Here is an 18186-nt window from a genome sequence, read left to right as displayed (position 1 = left end):
CCAGCAGGCGCAGGCGCGAGCCCGCGCGCAGGCGCTGAACGCGCTGGTGCTGCTGATCGGCGAGCCGCTGCCGGACGATCTGCCGGCGGGCATGCCGCTCGATGCGCAGAACCTGCTGACGGACGTGCCGGCCGGGTTGCCGTCGGACCTGCTGACGCGTCGTCCTGACGTGATGCAGGCCGAGCAGACGCTGCTGGCCGCGAACGCCAATATCGGCGCGGCGCGCGCGGCGTTCTTCCCGAAGATTTCGCTGACGGGCGCGTTCGGCACCGCGAGCCCGACGCTGGGCGGCCTGTTCAAGGCCGGCACGGCGGCGTGGTCGTTCGCGCCGAGCATCGCGCTGCCGATCTTCGAAGGCGGGCAGAACATCGCGAACCTCGATCTCGCGAACGTGCAGAAGCGCATCGAGATCGCGAACTACGAGAAGGCGATCCAGTCGGCGTTCCGCGAAGTGTCGGATGGTCTGGCCGCACGCGGCACGTACGACCAGCAGATCGCGGCGCTCGAGCGCAACGAGCACGCGCAACAGCGACGCTTCGATCTGTCGGACCTGCGCTACAAGAACGGTGTCGACAGCTACCTGTCGGTGCTGACCGCGCAGACGGATCTGTACGCCGCGCAGCAGTCGCTGATCAGCGCACGTCTGGCACGCTGGACGAATCTGGTCGACCTGTACCGCGCACTGGGCGGCGGGTGGATCCAGCGCGCCGGCGAGACGCCGCGCGCGCCGGATGCGCCGGTCGATTACCAGACAGCGACGAACGGATAGGCGCGACGGCACGGCGGGAGCTTCCAGGCCAAGTCTGTCCGCCGACCCGCCCGGTTGTGAAAACGAAAACGCCACGGACGCAAGTCCGTGGCGTTTTCCTTCATACCGTCGTGCGTGCGGTGAGCAGCGTTACGTTACGCCTGCTTGGTCCACAGCGTCCGGCCGAAGAACGTGAGCGTGCGATCCCACGCCATTTCCGACCACACCGGATCGAACTGCGTGCCGGCGATGCGGCCGGGACCGACCGCCGTTTCGTTCGCGAACGCATGGTGCGCGAGATAGCGATGGAATTCGAAACCGACCTTCGAGTCGGTCAGCTTCTTTTCCAGTGCGTCGACCTGGTCGATCGTAAAGAACGCATCCTGCGTCCCCCAGTGCCCCATCAGCGGCACCTTCAGCTTGGCCGGATCGATGTAGTCGAGCGGCGGAAGGCCGTACCACATGACGCCGGCCTCCGCGTCGGCGTACTGCAGCGACAGCAGCGTCAGGGCGCCGCCCATGCAGAAGCCCGTCACCGCGACACGCGGCGCCAGCGTCTTCAGGTGCGCGACCGCGCCGGGAATGTCCTGCGACGCGGCGTCGCCGAAATCGAGGCCGGTCATCAGGTGGTGCGCTTCTTCCTCCTCGACCGTCGACTTGCCGCGATACAGGTCGGGCACGAGCGCGAAGTAGCCGCAGCGCGCGAGGCGATCCGCGACGCCGCGGATCTGGTCGTTCAGCCCCCACCATTCCTGGATGACGACGACCGCGGGCGCGCCTTCGGTTTGTGCCGGCGTGGCGAGATAGCCCTGCAGTTCCTGGCCGTCCGGACGGCGAAACGTGATCATGGAACCGGATGTTTGAGACATGAAACCGCTCCTTTTCGAAAAATGCGCCGAGTGCGACATCGGGCCGGCCAGCGGGCGTCGTGACACCGCTCGCATGCGTTCTGGCCGACGCCGACCACGCGGCCATTCTATGCGCAAACACCGGACGCTTGCGTGAACGGCGCAGCGTGGCGCATGACCGGCGGCGGGAGCGGAGATCGAAAAGCAAACACCCCGCCCCGATGAACGGGAGCGGGGTGTGGCGCGTACGACCTGCGTATCGAAATACGTCGGGAATACGCCGGAATGCGCCGGCGCGTATCCGGCTTACTGGCCGAAATAGATCGAGTCGCGGCCTTCCTGCTTGACCGCGATCGCGCGGCCGGCGCGTGCACCGGCGGCTGCTTGCGCGCCGTAGCCGGTTTCATCGGCATTCGTCACGCGAGCCTGGGCGGTCTGCAGCGCCCGCGGGTAATACTGATCGGACACTTCGGGCTTGTAGCCGGCCTGTTCGAGCTGGACGAGTTCCGCACGCACCTGGGCCCGCGTCAGCTGGCCCGACGGGTTCGATTGGGCGAATGCGCCGTACGATGCGGACAGGGCAGTTGCGGCGACGACAGCGGTGATGAACGACTTCATGGTGACCTCCGGTTCTGTTGATTTCGCGCTTCGCTCGTGGCGTTCAGCGGTTGATTGCATCGTAACGATCGCGTTACCGGTCGGAAATACGTGTTGCAGCGAATCATTATTGCAACTGGGTAAACGATTCGCGCGGCATGCGATTTCGTCTGACGATTGAGGGCATGTCGGCGAGGCGCGGCTTGGCCTGCGGAGCGCGATAGGGTCGATGGGCGCAGTAACGGAATGAGCGGGTGAATCGCATTCCGAATTATTTTGCCGAGGCCGTCAGCGTCGCGCGCTCCGCATCACGCAGCGAGGGTCGCCTGCCGTTTCCGGTATTCGGCCGGCGTGATGCCGACATGCCGGGTGAACGCTCGCCTGAGCGTATCGACGTTTGCGAAGCCGCATTTCGCGGCGACCTGCTTCGGCGTGTCGTGGCCGTTCTCGAGTAGCCGACGAGCGGCCGAGATGCGGGTCGCCTCGACCCATGCGGCCGGCGTCATGCCGACTTCCGCGCGGAACAGTCGCGCGAAATGGCGCGGGCTCATGCCCGCATGCTTCGCCATCCCGGCCACCGAATGCTCGAGTTCCGGATGGGCGGCGATCCAGCGCTGGACTTCCTGCAGGACCGAACGCCCGGCGGGGCGCGCCTCGCCCGTGCGGCTGAACTGGAGCTGCCCGCCCGGCCGCTTGAAGAACATCACCAGCTGCGCGGCGACGCGCCGCGCGATCTCGCGGCCGAGATCCTCCTCGACCAGCGCGAGCGCGAGATCGAGCCCGGCCGTGACGCCGGCGCCGGTGCGCAGCTTGCCGTCGCGCACGTACAGCGCGTCGGCGTCGACGGTGACGGACGGATACGCCTGCGCGAATGCATCGGCGGCGGCCCAGTGCGTGGTCAGGTGGCGCCCTTTCAGCAGGCCGGTGGCCGCGAGGATGAACGCGCCGGTGCAGATCGAGCCGTAGCGCCTGCTTTGCACGGCCGCCGAGCGCAACCACGCGAGGACGTTGGTGCGCAGCACGATCTGCCCGGCGTGCGGCGCGCCGGCGACCAGCAGCGTGTCGACGCGCTCCGGAATGTCGGGCGCGATCCAGTCGGGCAGCAGCCGTGCGCCGGACGCACTGCGGATCGGCCCGGGCCCGCTCGCGATGATCCGCAACGTGTAGAACGGCTTGCCGCACTCGGCGTTCGCTTGCGCGAACACGTCGAGCGGCGCGGAGACGTCGAGCAGTTGAACGCCCGGAACGGCGAAAATACCCACGACCTTCGGCATGATCGATTGCGTGTCGTATCGAACGTGATGCGCAGCAGTATAGGAGCGCTTTCTTCGCCGCGCAGGCGCCATGTCCGTTCGTCGCGCGAAATGGCAGGATTCGGCGTGATACGTCCATTGGAGACACCTGTCGGACTCCGGAAAATCGAAGGTGTCTTCCATGGAGGTCGATCATGACTGTGAGCGTCGCCGGCATCACCCTTCCCGATACGCGTTTGACGCGCGAGATCACCGAGCTCGTGCGCGATACCGAATCCGAGCTGCTGTTCCACCACTCGAGCCGCGTGTTCTATTTCGCGGCGCTGGCGGGCCGGCGGCGCGGGCTCGAGTACGACCCCGAGCTGCTCTATTGCGGCTGCATGTTTCATGACATGGGACTCACGCACCGGCACAGCAGTGCATGCGAGCGCTTCGAAGTGGACGGCGCGAACGCCGCGCGCGATTTCCTGAAGGGCAACGGGATTTCTCAACAGGACATCGATGTCGTGTGGACCTCGATCGCGCTGCACACCACGCCCGGCATCCCGCAGCACATGCATCCGGTCGTCGCGCTGGTCACGGCGGGCGTCGAGATGGACGTACTGGGCCTCACTTACCCGGAATACAGCGATACCGAGCGGGAAGCGGTCGTGCGCGCGCATCCGCGCACGCCGCATTTCAAGGAGGACATCATTCAGGCGTTCTACGACGGCATCAAGCACAAGCCCGGCACGACGTTCGGCAACGTGAAGGCCGACGTGCTCGCGGACAAGGATCCGCATTTCCGTGCGGGCAACTTCTGCAGCGTGATCCGCTCGTCCGCGTGGGCCGGCTGAGCGCGCACGGGCGACTGCGCGTCAGCCGACGTTGATCGACTGCCCGACATGCAGCACGTTCGGCGCCGACGCCAGGCCCGGATTCAGCTGCAGGATCTCGTTCAGCGCGCGCGCATCCTGCTGGTCGCGCGTCATCGCGTTGCGGTCGTGCTGCGACACGTGCGCGGCGTCGAGCAGCGACTGGCGATGCGCGTCGGCGATCACCCACAGCGAATCGCCGGCCACGACGATGGTCGGCTGCGCGGCCGACGACGGCGGCGCGGCGGGCTGAGCGGGCGCCGTCGTGCCCGTCGTGCCGGTCCCGGGTGGTTGCGTTGCGGTAGTGCCCGGCGCGAGGCCGGCCGTCGGCGCGCCGGCGGTCGGTTGCGACGGCTGGTGTGATGGCGATGCCGGCGTCGACTGCGGCTTGTGCGGCGACGAGCCCGAGCCGCCCGACGGCGGGCCGAAGAACAGGTTCTGCAATTGCGTGAAGCCCCAGATTCCGATCGGCACGAGGATCAGCGCGGTCGGATATTTCCTGACCCAGCGCGTCGCGTTCGGGAAATGCGTGTTCAGGCGCGCGCCGAGCAGCATCAACGTCGACGTCGCGGCCGTTGCCGCGAGCCCGTAGTGACCTTTGTCGTATTGCGCGATCGAGCCCGCGACGCCGCTCGCGACGCCGACGAAATCCGACGTCGAGTCGATCAGGCGCACGACGCGGCTGCGCTTGTCCGCGTTCACGCGGTGCGCGCTCACCGCATAGACGAGGCCTGAATACGTCGCGGCGAGCGCCGCGCTCGCGGTCGTCAGCGCGCCCGCGACGGTCGGCGTGGTCATCAGCCCGTGCACGCCGACGGCGATCGTCCCCGAATAGCCGACGATCGCGCTGCCGCGTCCGACGAGGCCGAGCAGCCGGCGGGAATTGCCGTGATGCAGTTGCGCGAGCGACGTGCCGCCGACCATGCCCTGCATGTTCGCGAGCAGGTCGACCGACAGTTCCCTGATCTGCGCGGCCGCATCGTCGAAGCCGATGAGCCCCTGGCGATGCATGTCGACCAGGTGGGTCGCCTTCACGCGGGTTTCGTTCGTCAGCAGGTCGAGCTGTTGGAGCCGCGCCGGGTTGTAGCCGTGTACCGGCGCGGTCAGCTGCTGCGCAAGCGAGCGCTGCAGGCGGTCGAGCACGTCGTGCACCGCGCGCGGATCGCCGCTCTGCAGGCTCTGCACCGCGCCCTGGTGCATCGCGCCGAACACGCGGCCCGCACGCGCGCCGACGAACAGTGCGGTGTTCGCGTGGGTCAGCGCATCCGAACTCATCACGGTCATGCCGTTGAACACGTTCAGCGCGACGAGCGAGCTGGCGCCGGCCACCGTGCCGCCGAATCCCAGCGACCACGCCCAGTCGCGCTTGCCGAACGACGGGCGGTGGACGCGCAGCGCATTGAGCTGCGCGAGCGCGGCTTCCTGCGGGTTGCCGAGCTGGTGGCTCGGCTGTGCGGCGATGTCGCGGTTCACGAGGACGGGCTTGGTCTCGTCGATCGCGAGCTTCGGATCGGCGGCCACCGCGCGCCAGAACGCGGTGCTCGATGCATTCGGGTTCGCATGCGCACCGATCTTGCGTTCGGTAGCGGGCCGGCCGTACTGGTTCAGCCAGCGCTTGCCGGCATCGCGCGCGCGCAGCTCGGCCCGGTTGGCGGGTGCGGTGCTGTTCCAGTAGTTCTCCTGCGCATAAGTGATCGTCGCCTGCCGTGCGCGGTCCATCAGCGCGGTCGTATGGCCTTCGTACAGGCCGGCGCGCAATTGCGCGAGCTCGTCGGGTGTCATCTTGTTCGCGAGGCCGACGCGTTCGACTTCGGCGAACAGCACCTGATGCTGGTTCGCGAGCGTTTGCGCGCCGACCCGTTCGAACACGCGCGTGAGCGCATCGGCGCCGTGCAGGCGCGCGAGTTTGTCGGGTGCATGCAGCTTGTAGTCGACGAGCGTGCGGGCGAGGGCGGCGGTCAGATCCTGATTCGCGACGAAGTCCGAGCCATGCGTCGCATACGACAGCCCGAGATGAACCCAGTCGAGTTCCTTGCGGTCGAGCACGGCCTCGACGAGCTTCAGGTGGCCGTCGCCGGGCGCCGGTTCGAGCACGGCGTCCCAGCCGTGGAACGTCACCATCACATGCGGCGCGGTTTTGCCGGTGTGCTGCCGCGCCCACGTTTCGAGCGCGTCGAACGTGCGCACGTAGTCGTGGTACGCATCGTTGGTGCCAGCCAGCGTGCGCTGGTCCTCGGCCGACACGAGCGCGCGCGACGGCGCGGTTTCGAGGCGCAGCACGAAGCCGCCTTCGGACGCCGCATCGAGCCATTTGAACAGGTGGTCGAGGTCGTCGAGTTCGAGATGGCGGCCCGTGCCGACGATGTCGATCCGCGCGTTCGCTTCGTCGAACTGCGCGTTGTCGAGCTTGCCGAGTTCGCGCACGCGGCGGATGAACGCGGGGTCGTGTTTCCGGCCGAGCGCGGCGGCCAGCGAATACGGATCGACCGCGACCGATACGACCGGCATCGCCCCGCCATAGCGCTTCACGAGCGCGAGCATTTCGGCGGGGTCGTCGCGCAACGTGAAGCCGCGCGCCATCAGCGCGAGGCGATCCTGGAGCTCGGCCTTCGCGCGGGCATAGGCCTGCAACGCGTGCCGGTCTGCGGCGCGTGCGATCGACAGATAGGTGATCGCGCGCTTCGCATGGCGCGACACCAGGTTCGCCGCATGGTCGGGTCGCGACAGCGGGCCGCGCCACGGCATGCTCGACGCGTCGCGCGCGAGCCGCAACGGGATGCCGAGCGCCTTCATCATCACGCTGTCGGCCATCATGACCTGGCGTGTCGCGCCGAGGTCGAGCGGCTCGCCGGTGCGGCCCGCGAACGCCTTCACGCGCTCGTGCTCCGGGAACCAGTCGTCGAGCTTCGCCGTGCCGAAGCGGAGGATCCATTCGGCGACCGTCGCGCTCGTCAGGCCCGGCTGATAGGTCTTGATGCTGAACGGCTTGCCGGCCGGCGCGGCCTGCGGCGCCGGCGACGCGGCCGGTGCGGGCGCCGCCGGCGCGTTCCGGCTGCCTTTCTTGCCCTTGCCGCGCGCAGCCTTGTTCGGTTTCGCGGGCGGATTGGCGGACGCCGTGCCGGACGCGGGATCGCCGGCAAGTGTGGCCTGCTGGTGCTTCGCGGCCGCCAGTTCGGCCGCGATGCGGCGCCGCAGTTCGCCGAACGGCGCGGACGATTCCGCGGCGGCCTTCTGCAACTGCTTGTCGAGTTCCGCTTGTTTCAGCGCATAGGCCGCGACCTGCGTCGGCTTCGTGCGCGCATCGAATTCCGCCGGGTCGAGCCGCGTCACGAGAAAGTGCCGGTCCGAGCCGTCCGGACCGCCGCCGATCTTGGTCCTGTCGAGATCGACGCCGGGCTTGCTCTCGTCGGCGAAATGCGCGGCATCGTCGAACCATTGCAACGTGCCGTCGCGGGTCGCGAGGAGGCCATCAGGCTGATGCAGCGTGTCGATCAGCGTGCCTTCCGTGCCGTAGACGTAGATGAAGTATTCCGGGCCGACCTGGCCGAGATCGATCACGCGCCGCAGGTGCAGCGTGTTCGCGCCGTTGAAATCGTGCACGTCGTCGGCCGATTTCGGCAGCAGGTTCGGCGCGACCCACGGGTTGGCGAGCGACGTCGCGCCGGCCGGCGGCTTGCCTCTCGACTGAAGCTTGCCGAGCCGGCGCTGCACGCGGTCGCTCGTTTTCATCGACGGCGGCTTTTGCTCGGCGATCGGCAACGCCCGCTCGGCCGGAGCGAAGCCGCCATAGCGGGACACCGCCGATTCCGGCAGCGACGACGGGACGAACACGACGCCGCGCCGTCCGTCGGGCAGGCCGCGGGCGCGGCGGCGGAATGCGGCGCCAAGATCCTGTTCGGCGATCGATGCATCGCCAACCGAGGTTTTCTCGTGATACGCCCAGCCGCTGCCGCCTTGCTTGGGCACGGCGTAGCCGAGCACCTTGCCGGTTTTCCGGTCGACCGCGAAGATCGTCGTGCTGTCGTCGGCGACCTTCGCGGCCGCCTTGGGCCGCTTGAATTGCGGCGCGCCGGCGAGTTTGCCGATCTGCTCGACGACCTCCTGCGCAGGCGCGTCGCCGGAAGGCTCGGCATTCCATACGCGTTTCGAGTCGACGGCTTCGATCTTCGCCGCGCCGCCGAATTGCCGCAGCTCGTCGAGCGACACCGGCGACAGGTAGAAGTCGAATTGCGCACGCGCTTCATGCGGCGTCGCGCTGCCGCTGCGCTTGCGCGGACGCGTGCCCGGATAGAGCGCGTCGCGCAAGTCGTGCGACGGCGCGCCGCCCGGATCGGTCGATTCGACCTGACCGGGCTGGCCATGCGCATCGGTCGTCAGGCTCGCGACGAATTCGGGTTGCGGATGCGTGCCGTCGTCCGCCGGCCGGTCGGCGTGCTTCGCGATCAGCACGTGGGCGTTGGGGCCCGCGTATTGCGCGAGGTCGCGGATGTCGGCCAGTTGCGTGCCGTCGATGCGCTTCAGATCGCGCTTGCCGTGCGCGTCGAGCCAGTCGGCCGCGCGGGCCTCGGGCGCGAGCACGGGGGCGGCCGGCAGGAACGACGACGGGTCCATCGGCCACATCATCATCGACGGCATCGTCCGCGGCATGGCGCCGGCTCGCCCGGCCTCGCCATCGCGCAGCGCCTGCTCGGCCTGCGTGCGGTACAGCGCCCGATAGACGGGGTTGCCGGGCAGCGACGTCTGCACGTTGCCGAACGCGTCGGCGAGGCGCGCGAGGCCGGCCGCGTCGCCCGGCATCACATGGTCGGATTTGCGCGCGATCGCGTCGGGCAGTACCGCGTGCTCGGCGATGTCGATGCCGGTCGATTCGAGGATCTGCTTGCGCACCGCGAACGCGTTGGCCTGCGCGCGCGCCTCGGCGCGCAGCGCGCTTTCCGCGTATGCGTCGGGGCTGCTGGTGTCGAGGTCGAGCCGGTTCGTCGCCACGTCGACCGCATGACCGAGCTCGTGGGCGAGCACGTAGACGATCGTGCCGGCGTTGCGCAGGCCGCCGTCGATCACGATCCGGCGCTGTTCGGCATCGACCTTGCTGCCGGCGCCCGCGCGGCCCTGCACGATCTGCCAGCGGCCGGGGTTCAGCAGCCGCAGTTGCGCGGCGAGCAGGCTCGACTGGTCGGCCAGCGCGTACGCGGCGTCGGGTAGCGGCGCGCCGCCGAACCACGTCCGGATCCGCGTGAAGCGCGACGGTTTCTGCACGAACGCGCCGTCCGGCAGCGATTCGCTGATCAGCGGGTGCGCGAGTTCGACGTGGCCGCTGGCGATGCCGCGTTCGAGCGGCTGGATGACGGCGTCGATCATCCCGGGCGTGCGGTTGGTTGCCGGGTCCGGATGCGGGATCAGGACGGACGGGTCGCTGAAGTGGAACTCGCCGTTCGCATCGAACAGGCCCTCGAAATCGAACGACAGGCCGTGCCGCGCGGCCAGCTCGCGCATCGCGACGAGCTGGCGCATCGATTCGCGCGTCACGCGCTTCGGCAGGATGCCGTGCATCACGTCGAGGCTGCCGAGTTCGGCCAGCGGGCTGTACAGCACCGCGACGCGCCCGTGGTACGTGAACGGCCCGTCGACCGTGACCGTGCGCATGCCGAGCTGCGTCAACTGCTCGAGCCCGCGCTTTTCGTGGGCGAGCATCGTGCGGGCCTTGTCGCCGCTGGCGTCGAACACGCCGATCGCGTTGCGCTTGCCGAGTTCGAATACCGCCTTCGCGGTGCCCGCGCCGAGGAACGGGCCGAGCAGCGCATCGGGATCGACGCGCCGCGACGGATCGCCGGCGACGTGCAGCCCGTGTTCGTCGACGGCGAGCGCGCCCGCGTCGATCCGTTCGCGCGGCGACGGCGTGTAGCGCGTCCATGCGCGTGGGCCGCCGAACCGCATGCGCTGCGTCCCCTCGCCGCGCGGTTCGCCGAGCGTGCGGACCGTGCCGCTGTCGGGCACGTAGATCGTGCGTTGCCACAGGTTCGCGAGCCACGCGGCGTGTGCGGCCCCGCCTTCGCCCGCGAGCACGATGGGGGCGCCGGCCCGGGCGGGCGTGAACGCATGGCGATGGTCGATCGAATAGTCGACCGGCGTGGCGGGGTTGCCACGTGCGTCCAGCAGGCCGCCGGCTGCGTCGGTTCGCGCATGGACGAGCGTCAGCGGTTCGCCGTTCGCATAGGACACCGGACCGTGGCGCGAGAAGGACAGTGTCGGCGAGCCGCCGCCGAACCAGCGGCGCGGAAACGGCGATGCACGGTCCGCGTGCGCGTGGCTCCACTGCGCCTGTTCGTCGAGCGTGCGCGGCAGCCGTGCGCCGCCGCTGCCGCCGGACGATTCGGCCGTGTGCGGCGCGGGCATGCGCAGCGCTGCGTTGCCCGGCTGCTGCTGGCGGTCCCATGTGCTGCCGTAGAACGCACGGTAGTGTTCGCCGTCGCGGCCGGATACGGGGGCATTGCCGAATGCGTCGGCGAGGCGCGCGAGGCCGGCGTCGTCGCCCGGCATCACGTGATCGGCTTCGCGCGCGATCGCATCGGGCAGCACCGCGTGCTCGGCGATGTCGACGCCGGTCGATTCGAGGATCTGCTTGCGCACCGCGAACGCGTTGGCCTGCGCGCGCGCTTCGGCGAGCAGCGTGCTTTGCACGTACGCTTCCGGGCTGCTGGTATCGAGGCCGAGCCGGTCGTTCGACACGTCGGCCGCGTGGCCGGCTTCGTGCGCGAGCGTGTAGACGAGCGTGCCGGTGCCGCGCAGGCCGCCGTCGACCACGATCCGGCGCTGCTCGACGTCGGTGCGGCTGCCGCGTCCCGCGCGGCCCCACACGACCTGCCAGCCATCCGATTTCAGCAGGCGCAACTGGTCGGCAAGCAGGCTCGATTGGCCGGCGAGCGCATAGGCGGCGTCGGGCAGCGGCGCGCCGCCGAACCACATCCGGATCCGCGTGAAGCGCGACGGCTTCTGGACGAACGCGCCGTCCGGCAGCGATTCGCTGATCGCCGGATGCGCGAGCGCGATGCTGCCGGTGCGGATGCCGCGTTCGAGCGGCGCGATCACGGTGTCGATTTCCTCGAGCGTGGCGTCGATTTCCTCGCGGTCATCGGTGCGGAATATCGTGGCCGGGTCGCTGAAGTAGAACTCGCCGCGCGCGTCGACCACCCCCTGAAAATCGAACACCAGGCCATCGCGCTCGACGATTTCGCGCATCGCGGCAAGCTGTTGCATCGAGTCGTGCGTGATACGTGACGGCAACGCGCCGAGCGAGATGGCACGGCTGCTGAGTTCGGCGAGCGGATGGTAGAGGATCCCGATCCGGTTGCCGACCGAGAACGGGCCGTCGATGGTCAGCGTGCGCATGCCGTAGCGGCGCAGCAGGTCGAGCCCGGTGCATTCGGTGTCGAGCGCGTCGTAATGATTCGCGAGCTGGCCGTCGCGCGGCCTCGATGGATCGACGTCGTACAGGCCGATCGCGTTGCGCTTGCCGAGTTCGAACACGCTCTTTTCGATGCCGGCGCCGAGGAACGGGCCGATCAGCGCTTGCGGGTCCAGTCGCCGTGACGGATCGCCCGCGACGTAGAGGCCGTGCGCGTCGACGGCCAGTTCGCCGTAGTCGATCCGCTCGCGCGGCGACGGCGCATAGCGGGTCCACGTAGGGGCGTGGTCGAACCGCGCCTCGGGCCGCTGGCTCCCCGGGTTGCGCATGGCCGCGTCGAACGCGCGGATCGTGCCGCCGTCCGGCACGTAGACCGGCCGTTGCCAGGTGTTCGTGAGCCATGCCGCGGCCGCGTGTCCGTCGTCGGCCGCGAGGACCAGCGCGCGGCCGGTGCCGGCGCTCGTCGACGTGCCGGCGAGGAAGTGCGCGATCGAAAACGGCACGTGCTGCGCGGGGCGGCCGTGTGCGTCGAGCAGTTGGCCCGTGGCGTCGGTTCGGCCGCGAATGATCGTCACCGGTTCCTCGGTTCCCGACGACGTGCGTTCGTCCAGCATCCGCAGCGTCATCTGCCGCGGCTCGTGACGCCCGCGTTCGGCGAACGGCGAGATCGTTTCCGCATGCGCGACGCTCCACCGCACCTGTTCCTCGAGCGTGCGCGGCAGGTGCGCGCCACCGGTCCCTTCGGTCGTGTGCGGCGCCGGCATCCGGCGCGGGGCGCCGCCGTGGCGCTTCTGCTTGTCCCAGATGCCGTCGTAAAACGCCTGGTACGTCTCGCCGCGGCGGCCCGACACCGGCGCATCGGCGAACGCGTCGGCGAGCCGCTCGACCGTGCCCGCATAGTCGCTCGATGGCGACCAGCGGTCGGCCTCGTGCTGCAGCGCATCGGGCAGCGTCGTGTTCGCCGCGATGTCGCCGCCGCCCGCGAGATCGATCTCGTAGCGCGCTTCGAACGCGTTGATCTGGGCGCGCGCTTCGGCTTCGAGCGCCTTGCGCGTGAAGCGGCTGCGGCCGCTGTAGTCGAGCGAATCCAGTGTGCCGTCGATCGCCTCGACCGCATGCTTCGCCTCGTGCGCGAGCGTATAGGTGATGCTGCCCGAATCGTGCAGCGCGCCGTCGATCGTCACGCGGCGCCGCTTCGGATCGATCCGGCTGCCGCCGCCGCGCTTGCCGAGGCTCACGCGCCAGCCGGCGTCGCTCAGCATCCGCAACTGCTGCGTGAGCGTGCCCGATTGCTGCGCGAGCGCGTGGACCGCGTCCGGCAGCGGCGCGCCGCCGAACCGCATCTGCAGCCGCGTGAACAGGCCCGGGCCGGCAAGCGACGGGTCCGCCGGCGCTTCGGTGGTGTCCGGGTGGGCGGCGGCCGGGAGCGCGTGGTCCTGGGTTCGTGCGTCCCGGGCCGGCTTGGGCGCGGCTGCCTCGCGTGCATCGTTCGCCGCTTGCGTGGGGGCGCGTTCGGCCGGCTTGACGAGCACGAGGATGCGGTTGGGCGCGCTGAATGCGCCGTCCAGCGCACGCGCCGCGCGCGCGGGCGGCTGCGGCACGGCGGCATGCGTGTCGGGGTCGGCGACGTTGCGCCGGGTCGACGCGAGCACGACGACGGTGTCGTCGTTCACGGGGCGTGGCGCGCGGCGCGCGGCGGGCGCGTCCGGATCCGCCGCAGGCGCGTCGGCTTCGACGACGCCCGCCGCGTCGGCGTGGGCTGCCTGCGCGTTCGTGCCGACGACGCGGCCGCCGGCCGCCGCGGCGTCGGGGGCGGGCAGGTAGCGTGTCAGCGGCGCATCGGCGCGCAGCGTGCCGTCGGCGTGCAGGGCATCCGGCGCGGCCGCGAATACCGGCCGCTGCCAGCGGTTCGCGAGTTCGGGGGCGACGTGCGCGTCCGCGGCATCGGCGATGACGACGATCGGTTCCGCGACGTCGGCGGGCAGCTCGCCCGCCGCGCGCGGCCGCGCGGCGTCGGGCCGGGCGGCCGCCGGGTCCTCGCCGTTGCGCACGATCAAGAGCGTGTGCTCGCCATGGTCGAGCGCCTCGACCGACGGGCCGCGCGGGACCGACACGCCGGCCGGGTCGCGCGTCGCGGGCCGGGAGGCCGGTTCGGCGTCGGTCAGGTCGATCACGCGGACCGGCGTGCGCGGCGCGACGCTGGCCGGTTCCTCGAGCGCGCCCGCGCCGGGTGCGCCGGGCGTCCGCGCGACGGCCGGATCGTGCGCCGCGCGCAGGTCGCTGCTGCGGCGATTCTGCGCGGCGACATGCGAATCGGACGCGCGCGTTTCCTGCTGGTTCTCGTCGCGCGCGGCCTGCGCTTCGCTCGTGTGCTGCGCGTTGCGTGCGCTGGCGGCCGTGGTCGCGGTGGCCGTGTCGTTCGCTGCGGTGGCGCGCGCCGCGGCTTCGTTGGCGGGCGTGGTGCGCGGCGCGCTGTCGGCCGGCGGCGTGTCGTTGCTTGCCGGTTGCCGCGGGGCGTTGCGCGACGGGACGGGCGTTTTCGCGACGAGCTTCGACGGCGCGTTGATTTCGCCGTCGCTGCCGAACGACAGCCGGTCGCCCGTCTCCGTGACCGAATCGATCTTCGTGCCTTCGGTCCAGGTCTTGCCGGTCAGCTCGACGATGCTCAGTTCGCCGTTCTCGCCGAGGATCACCGACGTCCCGCGCGGCAGGTGGTTCAGGTCCTTGTTGTTGAGCGAGTCGAGCACGCGCACGGGCATGTTGTCGTAGGTGAGCACCTTGTCGCCCGCCATCAGCGTGCCGTCTTTCGCGACCTTGATGTCGACGCCGTCGAGCGACGCGCGCGTCGCGCCGAACGCGAGTTGCGACGGCTCGTTCCTGCTCAGGATCTTCTGCAGTTGCTGTCCGTCGATCGAGATGCGCTCGCCGCCTGCCGAGCGGGCGACCACCGGCCGGCCGGTGACGCGCACCGTCGCGTTGACCACGCGGTCCCGCACGCCGCCCGCGCCCATCAGCGCGACGTTCGTGAAACCGGACTTGAGCGCGTCCCAGCCGTGCTCGCGGTCCCCGCGCGCGAAGTCGACAGCGGCTTCGACGAAGCTTTCGCCGGCGGCGCCGAGGCCGGTGGCGAGCGAGGTGCCGCGCACGATCGCGGTGCTGATCCGCGCGGCCCTCGCCGAGCGCAGCGCGGTGACCGTCCTGGCGAAGACTTCCGAGCCCGCGAATTTCGCCGCGCCGGCCGCGCCCATCGGTACGAGGTTGAGCCAGTCGCCGCGCGCGCCGGCGTCGGTGAACGGATTGATGCTCTGGTTGTGTTCCCAGCGCGAGCCGATATCGAGCGCGGATTTCGTCATGCTCGAGCCGATCGCCGTATCCATCATCAGCCCGCCCGCGAAGTTCAGCGCGCCGCCGGCGAACACGCCGACGCCGGTTGCGTCGAGCAGCACGCCGGCGCCTTCCATCAGCAGCCCGAGGCCCATCATCCCGAGGTTCACCTTGCCGCCGGTCAGCGTGTTCAGCGCGCTGTCGAACCAGTCGTCGTGATGCGCGCTCTTCTGCTGGAACTGCGCGTGCCCGTTGTCGTCGTAGCCGGTCACGAGATCGAGCGTGCCGCTCGACGCAAGCTGGTTGTTGTCGAGGTAGTCGCCGATGTTGTCGTAATTCGCCGACGTGTCGTCGACGTACTGGACGTGGCCCTTGCTGTCGGTGACCTTGAAGAGCGCGCTCGTTACCATCCCGGCCGTCTTGTCCGAGTAGATCAGCGGCAGGATGTTGACCTGCGTGCCGCTGCCGCCGCCGAGCTGGAGGATTTCGCCGCGCACCTTGTTGATCGTGTCGAGCTTTTCGTTGTCGGTGTAGCGCACCGAGTCGTCGTTGACTGGCGCGGTGGGCGTGCCCGTGTCCGCCGACGGCTGCACGTCGGGCGGGAGGCCGATCGCGGTGCCGATCAGGTTGCGCTGCTCGTTGTCGGTCAGCTTGCCGAAATCGATCGTCGCGGCCTTGTTCGTGCTCGCGCCCGCCTGGTCGAGCAGCGATTGCGACAGCTCGCCCTGGTGCGCGCGGAAGAAGCCGTCGAGCGCCTTCGAATAGGCATCCTTGTCGTCCTGGCTCTGCGGGTTGCGCAGGTTCTCGGCGAGGCTCGCATCGAACTGGTCGAGCAGCACCTGCTGACGCGACATCTCGGTCAGCAACTGCAGCTTGTTGATGGTCGCGTCGGCCTGCTGCAGGTTGTTGCGCGCCTCGTCGAGCCGATCCTGGTACGGATTCGGCCGCCGCGGCGTGGGCATCGGGATCTCGTCGCCGTTCACCTCGCGCATGCGCACCGGCGTCGGGTGGTTCGCGTACCAGTCGTCGTAGGTTTTCTGCATGTCCGCGAGCTTGCCCTTCAGCACGCCTTCCTGCGTCTTCGCGTTCGCCAGCTGGAATTTCGCGGCCGCGTCGTTGAACGTGTTGGACAGGCGGCCGTCGGCCGCGCGCAGCGCGCCCGCGACGACATGGAGCTTTTTCGCGTCGAGGGCGGTCTGGCCGGTCGCGGTGGTCGGCACGGACGTGTTCGAGCCGGGCGGCTGCAGCACGAACGACGGATTCGTGAACAGCGTCGTGGGCGGGAGCGACGTCGATAGCGCGGCGGGCGGCGCCGACGTGCTCAACGACGACGACGGTGTCGGCGTCTGGGTCGTCGACGGCGCCGGGGAACTCGCGGTGCTCGATGGGCTCGGCAGCGACGTGCTGAGCGACGGCGACGGCTGCGCCGACGGCGACGGCGGCGTCGTGGACGGCGGTGGATTCGTCGACAGTGTCGGTGTTGGGTTCTGCAGCACGAACGGCACCTTCGGCTTGAGCTGCGCATCGATCTGCGCGCCGGCGTCGTCATACTGCTGCGCGAGCGTCTGGCCGTACGCGACGACGAATCCGTCGTGCGCGAGGCTGGCCTTCTGCTTTGCCTGTGCGAGCGCATCGGACGCGGCGGCGAGGTCGGCGTCGACGGTCGGATGCGGGTCCAGCGAGCGCGGATTCGCGATATGCCAGTCGTCGGATGCCGATTTCGCGGTGTCGTACTTGGTCTGCAAGTCGTCGACGGTCAACTGCGCGCCGAGCATCTGCATGTAGCTGCCGCTCGTGTTCGCCTGCGTCGTCGCGCGATCGAGCGCGGCCTTGTCGTCTTTCGTCGCGCCGGGCGTCGAGCCGATCAGGCACGCGCTGTCGGCGTCGTATTTCTGCTGCAACGTCGTGACCTGCTGCGCGTCGAGCGATGCCGCATAGGCCGCGTTCGAGTAATTGGCGAGCTTCGCGGCCTGCGCGATATTGGCCTGCACCGCGTTCATGTCGACGTTGCCGTTCGCGTCGGCGGGCGGCGGATCGGGCAGGTCGACCTGCAATTGCAGCGGCTCGAGCGCATCGTTCAGCTTGCCGACGCCGGTATCGATCGCATCCTTGTAGGCAGGGTCGGCCATGTACGACTGGAATTGCGTATAGGCGAGATTCGCGTTGCTGACGTCCGCCCAGTACTTCGCCTGCGCCGTTACCGCGGTCGACGTCGCCGACTGCCAGTCGTCGTAGGCCTGGACCTGGGCGGGCGTCTTGCAATCGCCCTGCTGCGGGATGAAGTTCGGATTCGCCTTGGTCTGGTCGGGAAACAGTTTCTGCAGCGCGGCGAGCTTCGCATCGGCCTGCTGCTGCGCCGGCCCCTCGATTTTGTCGTTGCTCGGGTCGGCGCTGTACTGGTCGGCTTTCGCCTGTTCGCCGTACAGGATCCGGTAGCCGGCGTCGGTCGTGACGTCGAGTTCGCGTTGCGCGGTGGCGGTCGCGTCGTGCGCCTTCGTGTAGTTGTCGCGCGCGGCCTTGCGCTCGTCGGGTGTCGCTTCGGGGTCGCGGTTCGTCATCCGCAGCACGCCCTGCGCGCCTTGCAGCGTGTGTTGCGCGTCGTCGTACCTGGTCTGCGCGTCCTGGATCACGCGCTGGACGGCTTGCGTCGTGTCGTTGTCGACGGTGATCTCGGGCGGCGCGACGCGATACTGGTCGGCCATGTTCCGGAGCAGCGCGGTGGCCGACGCGATTTCGGCATTGGTCGGCTTGGACGGATCGGTGCCGAGGTCGGCCTGCACGGAAATCGGCGGCACGGTGGTCGGGTTCACCGGGTTGGCCGGGCCGTTGTTCGGGCCGTCGTTGGACGTACCGTCCGTATTGCGCGGCGGTTTCGGGGCGAGGTCGGGATCCAGCGTTTGCGACAGGAAACGCTGCCAGTTCAACCCCAAACCCATTCCATCGATGGACAACATGCAAGGCTCCCGTCAGGCGCGGCCGTACGCAGGGTGCACGCCGCCAGCGCCGCATGGCGCGATTTCGAGTGTACGGAAGCGGTTGGGGCAGGCACGGGGGCGATTCGTAGCGTGCGACGAGGGCGAGACGAACGGTCCGGGGATCGCTACGAGACGCGATCATGCACCGATAGTGCGCGGGACCCGACGCGGGGCGATGAGGCGGT

At 69.5% G+C, this 18186-nt stretch carries 6 protein-coding genes; 2 read left to right on the top strand and 4 right to left on the bottom strand.

Going from position 1 to position 18186, the window contains the following annotated elements; genetic code table 11:
• On the top strand, window positions 1-769 hold a 769-nt coding region (locus MMB92_RS30530), incomplete at its 5' end, for an efflux transporter outer membrane subunit (RefSeq protein WP_241338843.1).
• 134 nt (window positions 770-903) lie between these two features.
• Here the strand turns inward: MMB92_RS30530 and MMB92_RS30525 are convergent.
• The 3 genes from MMB92_RS30525 to MMB92_RS30515 form a co-directional block, all read right to left on the bottom strand.
• Window positions 904-1617, bottom strand: a complete 714-nt coding sequence (locus MMB92_RS30525) for a dienelactone hydrolase family protein (protein ID WP_277563154.1) — start codon at window positions 1615-1617, stop codon at window positions 904-906.
• A gap of 285 nt (window positions 1618-1902) precedes the next feature.
• Window positions 1903-2214, bottom strand: a complete 312-nt coding sequence (locus MMB92_RS30520) for a DUF4148 domain-containing protein (RefSeq protein WP_006483511.1) — start codon at window positions 2212-2214, stop codon at window positions 1903-1905.
• A gap of 287 nt (window positions 2215-2501) precedes the next feature.
• Window positions 2502-3467 (bottom strand): GlxA family transcriptional regulator, encoded by a 966-nt coding sequence (locus MMB92_RS30515; RefSeq protein WP_034203790.1) that lies wholly within the window; start codon window positions 3465-3467, stop codon window positions 2502-2504.
• A gap of 173 nt (window positions 3468-3640) precedes the next feature.
• Between MMB92_RS30515 and MMB92_RS30510 the strand changes: the two genes are divergently transcribed.
• Complete coding sequence (locus tag MMB92_RS30510; protein ID WP_048986970.1) at window positions 3641-4282, top strand: HD domain-containing protein; 642 nt, start codon at window positions 3641-3643, stop codon at window positions 4280-4282.
• A 21-nt stretch (window positions 4283-4303) separates the two neighbouring features.
• Here MMB92_RS30510 and MMB92_RS30505 read toward each other — a convergent pair whose 3' ends face one another.
• Window positions 4304-17980, bottom strand: a complete 13677-nt coding sequence (locus tag MMB92_RS30505) for an LWXIA domain-containing protein (protein WP_277563153.1) — start codon at window positions 17978-17980, stop codon at window positions 4304-4306.
• Window positions 17981-18186 lie beyond the last annotated feature (206 nt).

Origin of the sequence: Burkholderia sp. IO2 (assembly GCF_029522185.1) — a bacterium.
Taxonomy (GTDB): domain Bacteria; phylum Pseudomonadota; class Gammaproteobacteria; order Burkholderiales; family Burkholderiaceae; genus Burkholderia; species Burkholderia cenocepacia.
Note: the sequence above shows the minus strand (reverse complement) of the source record. Positions and strands in the feature narration are given on the sequence as shown.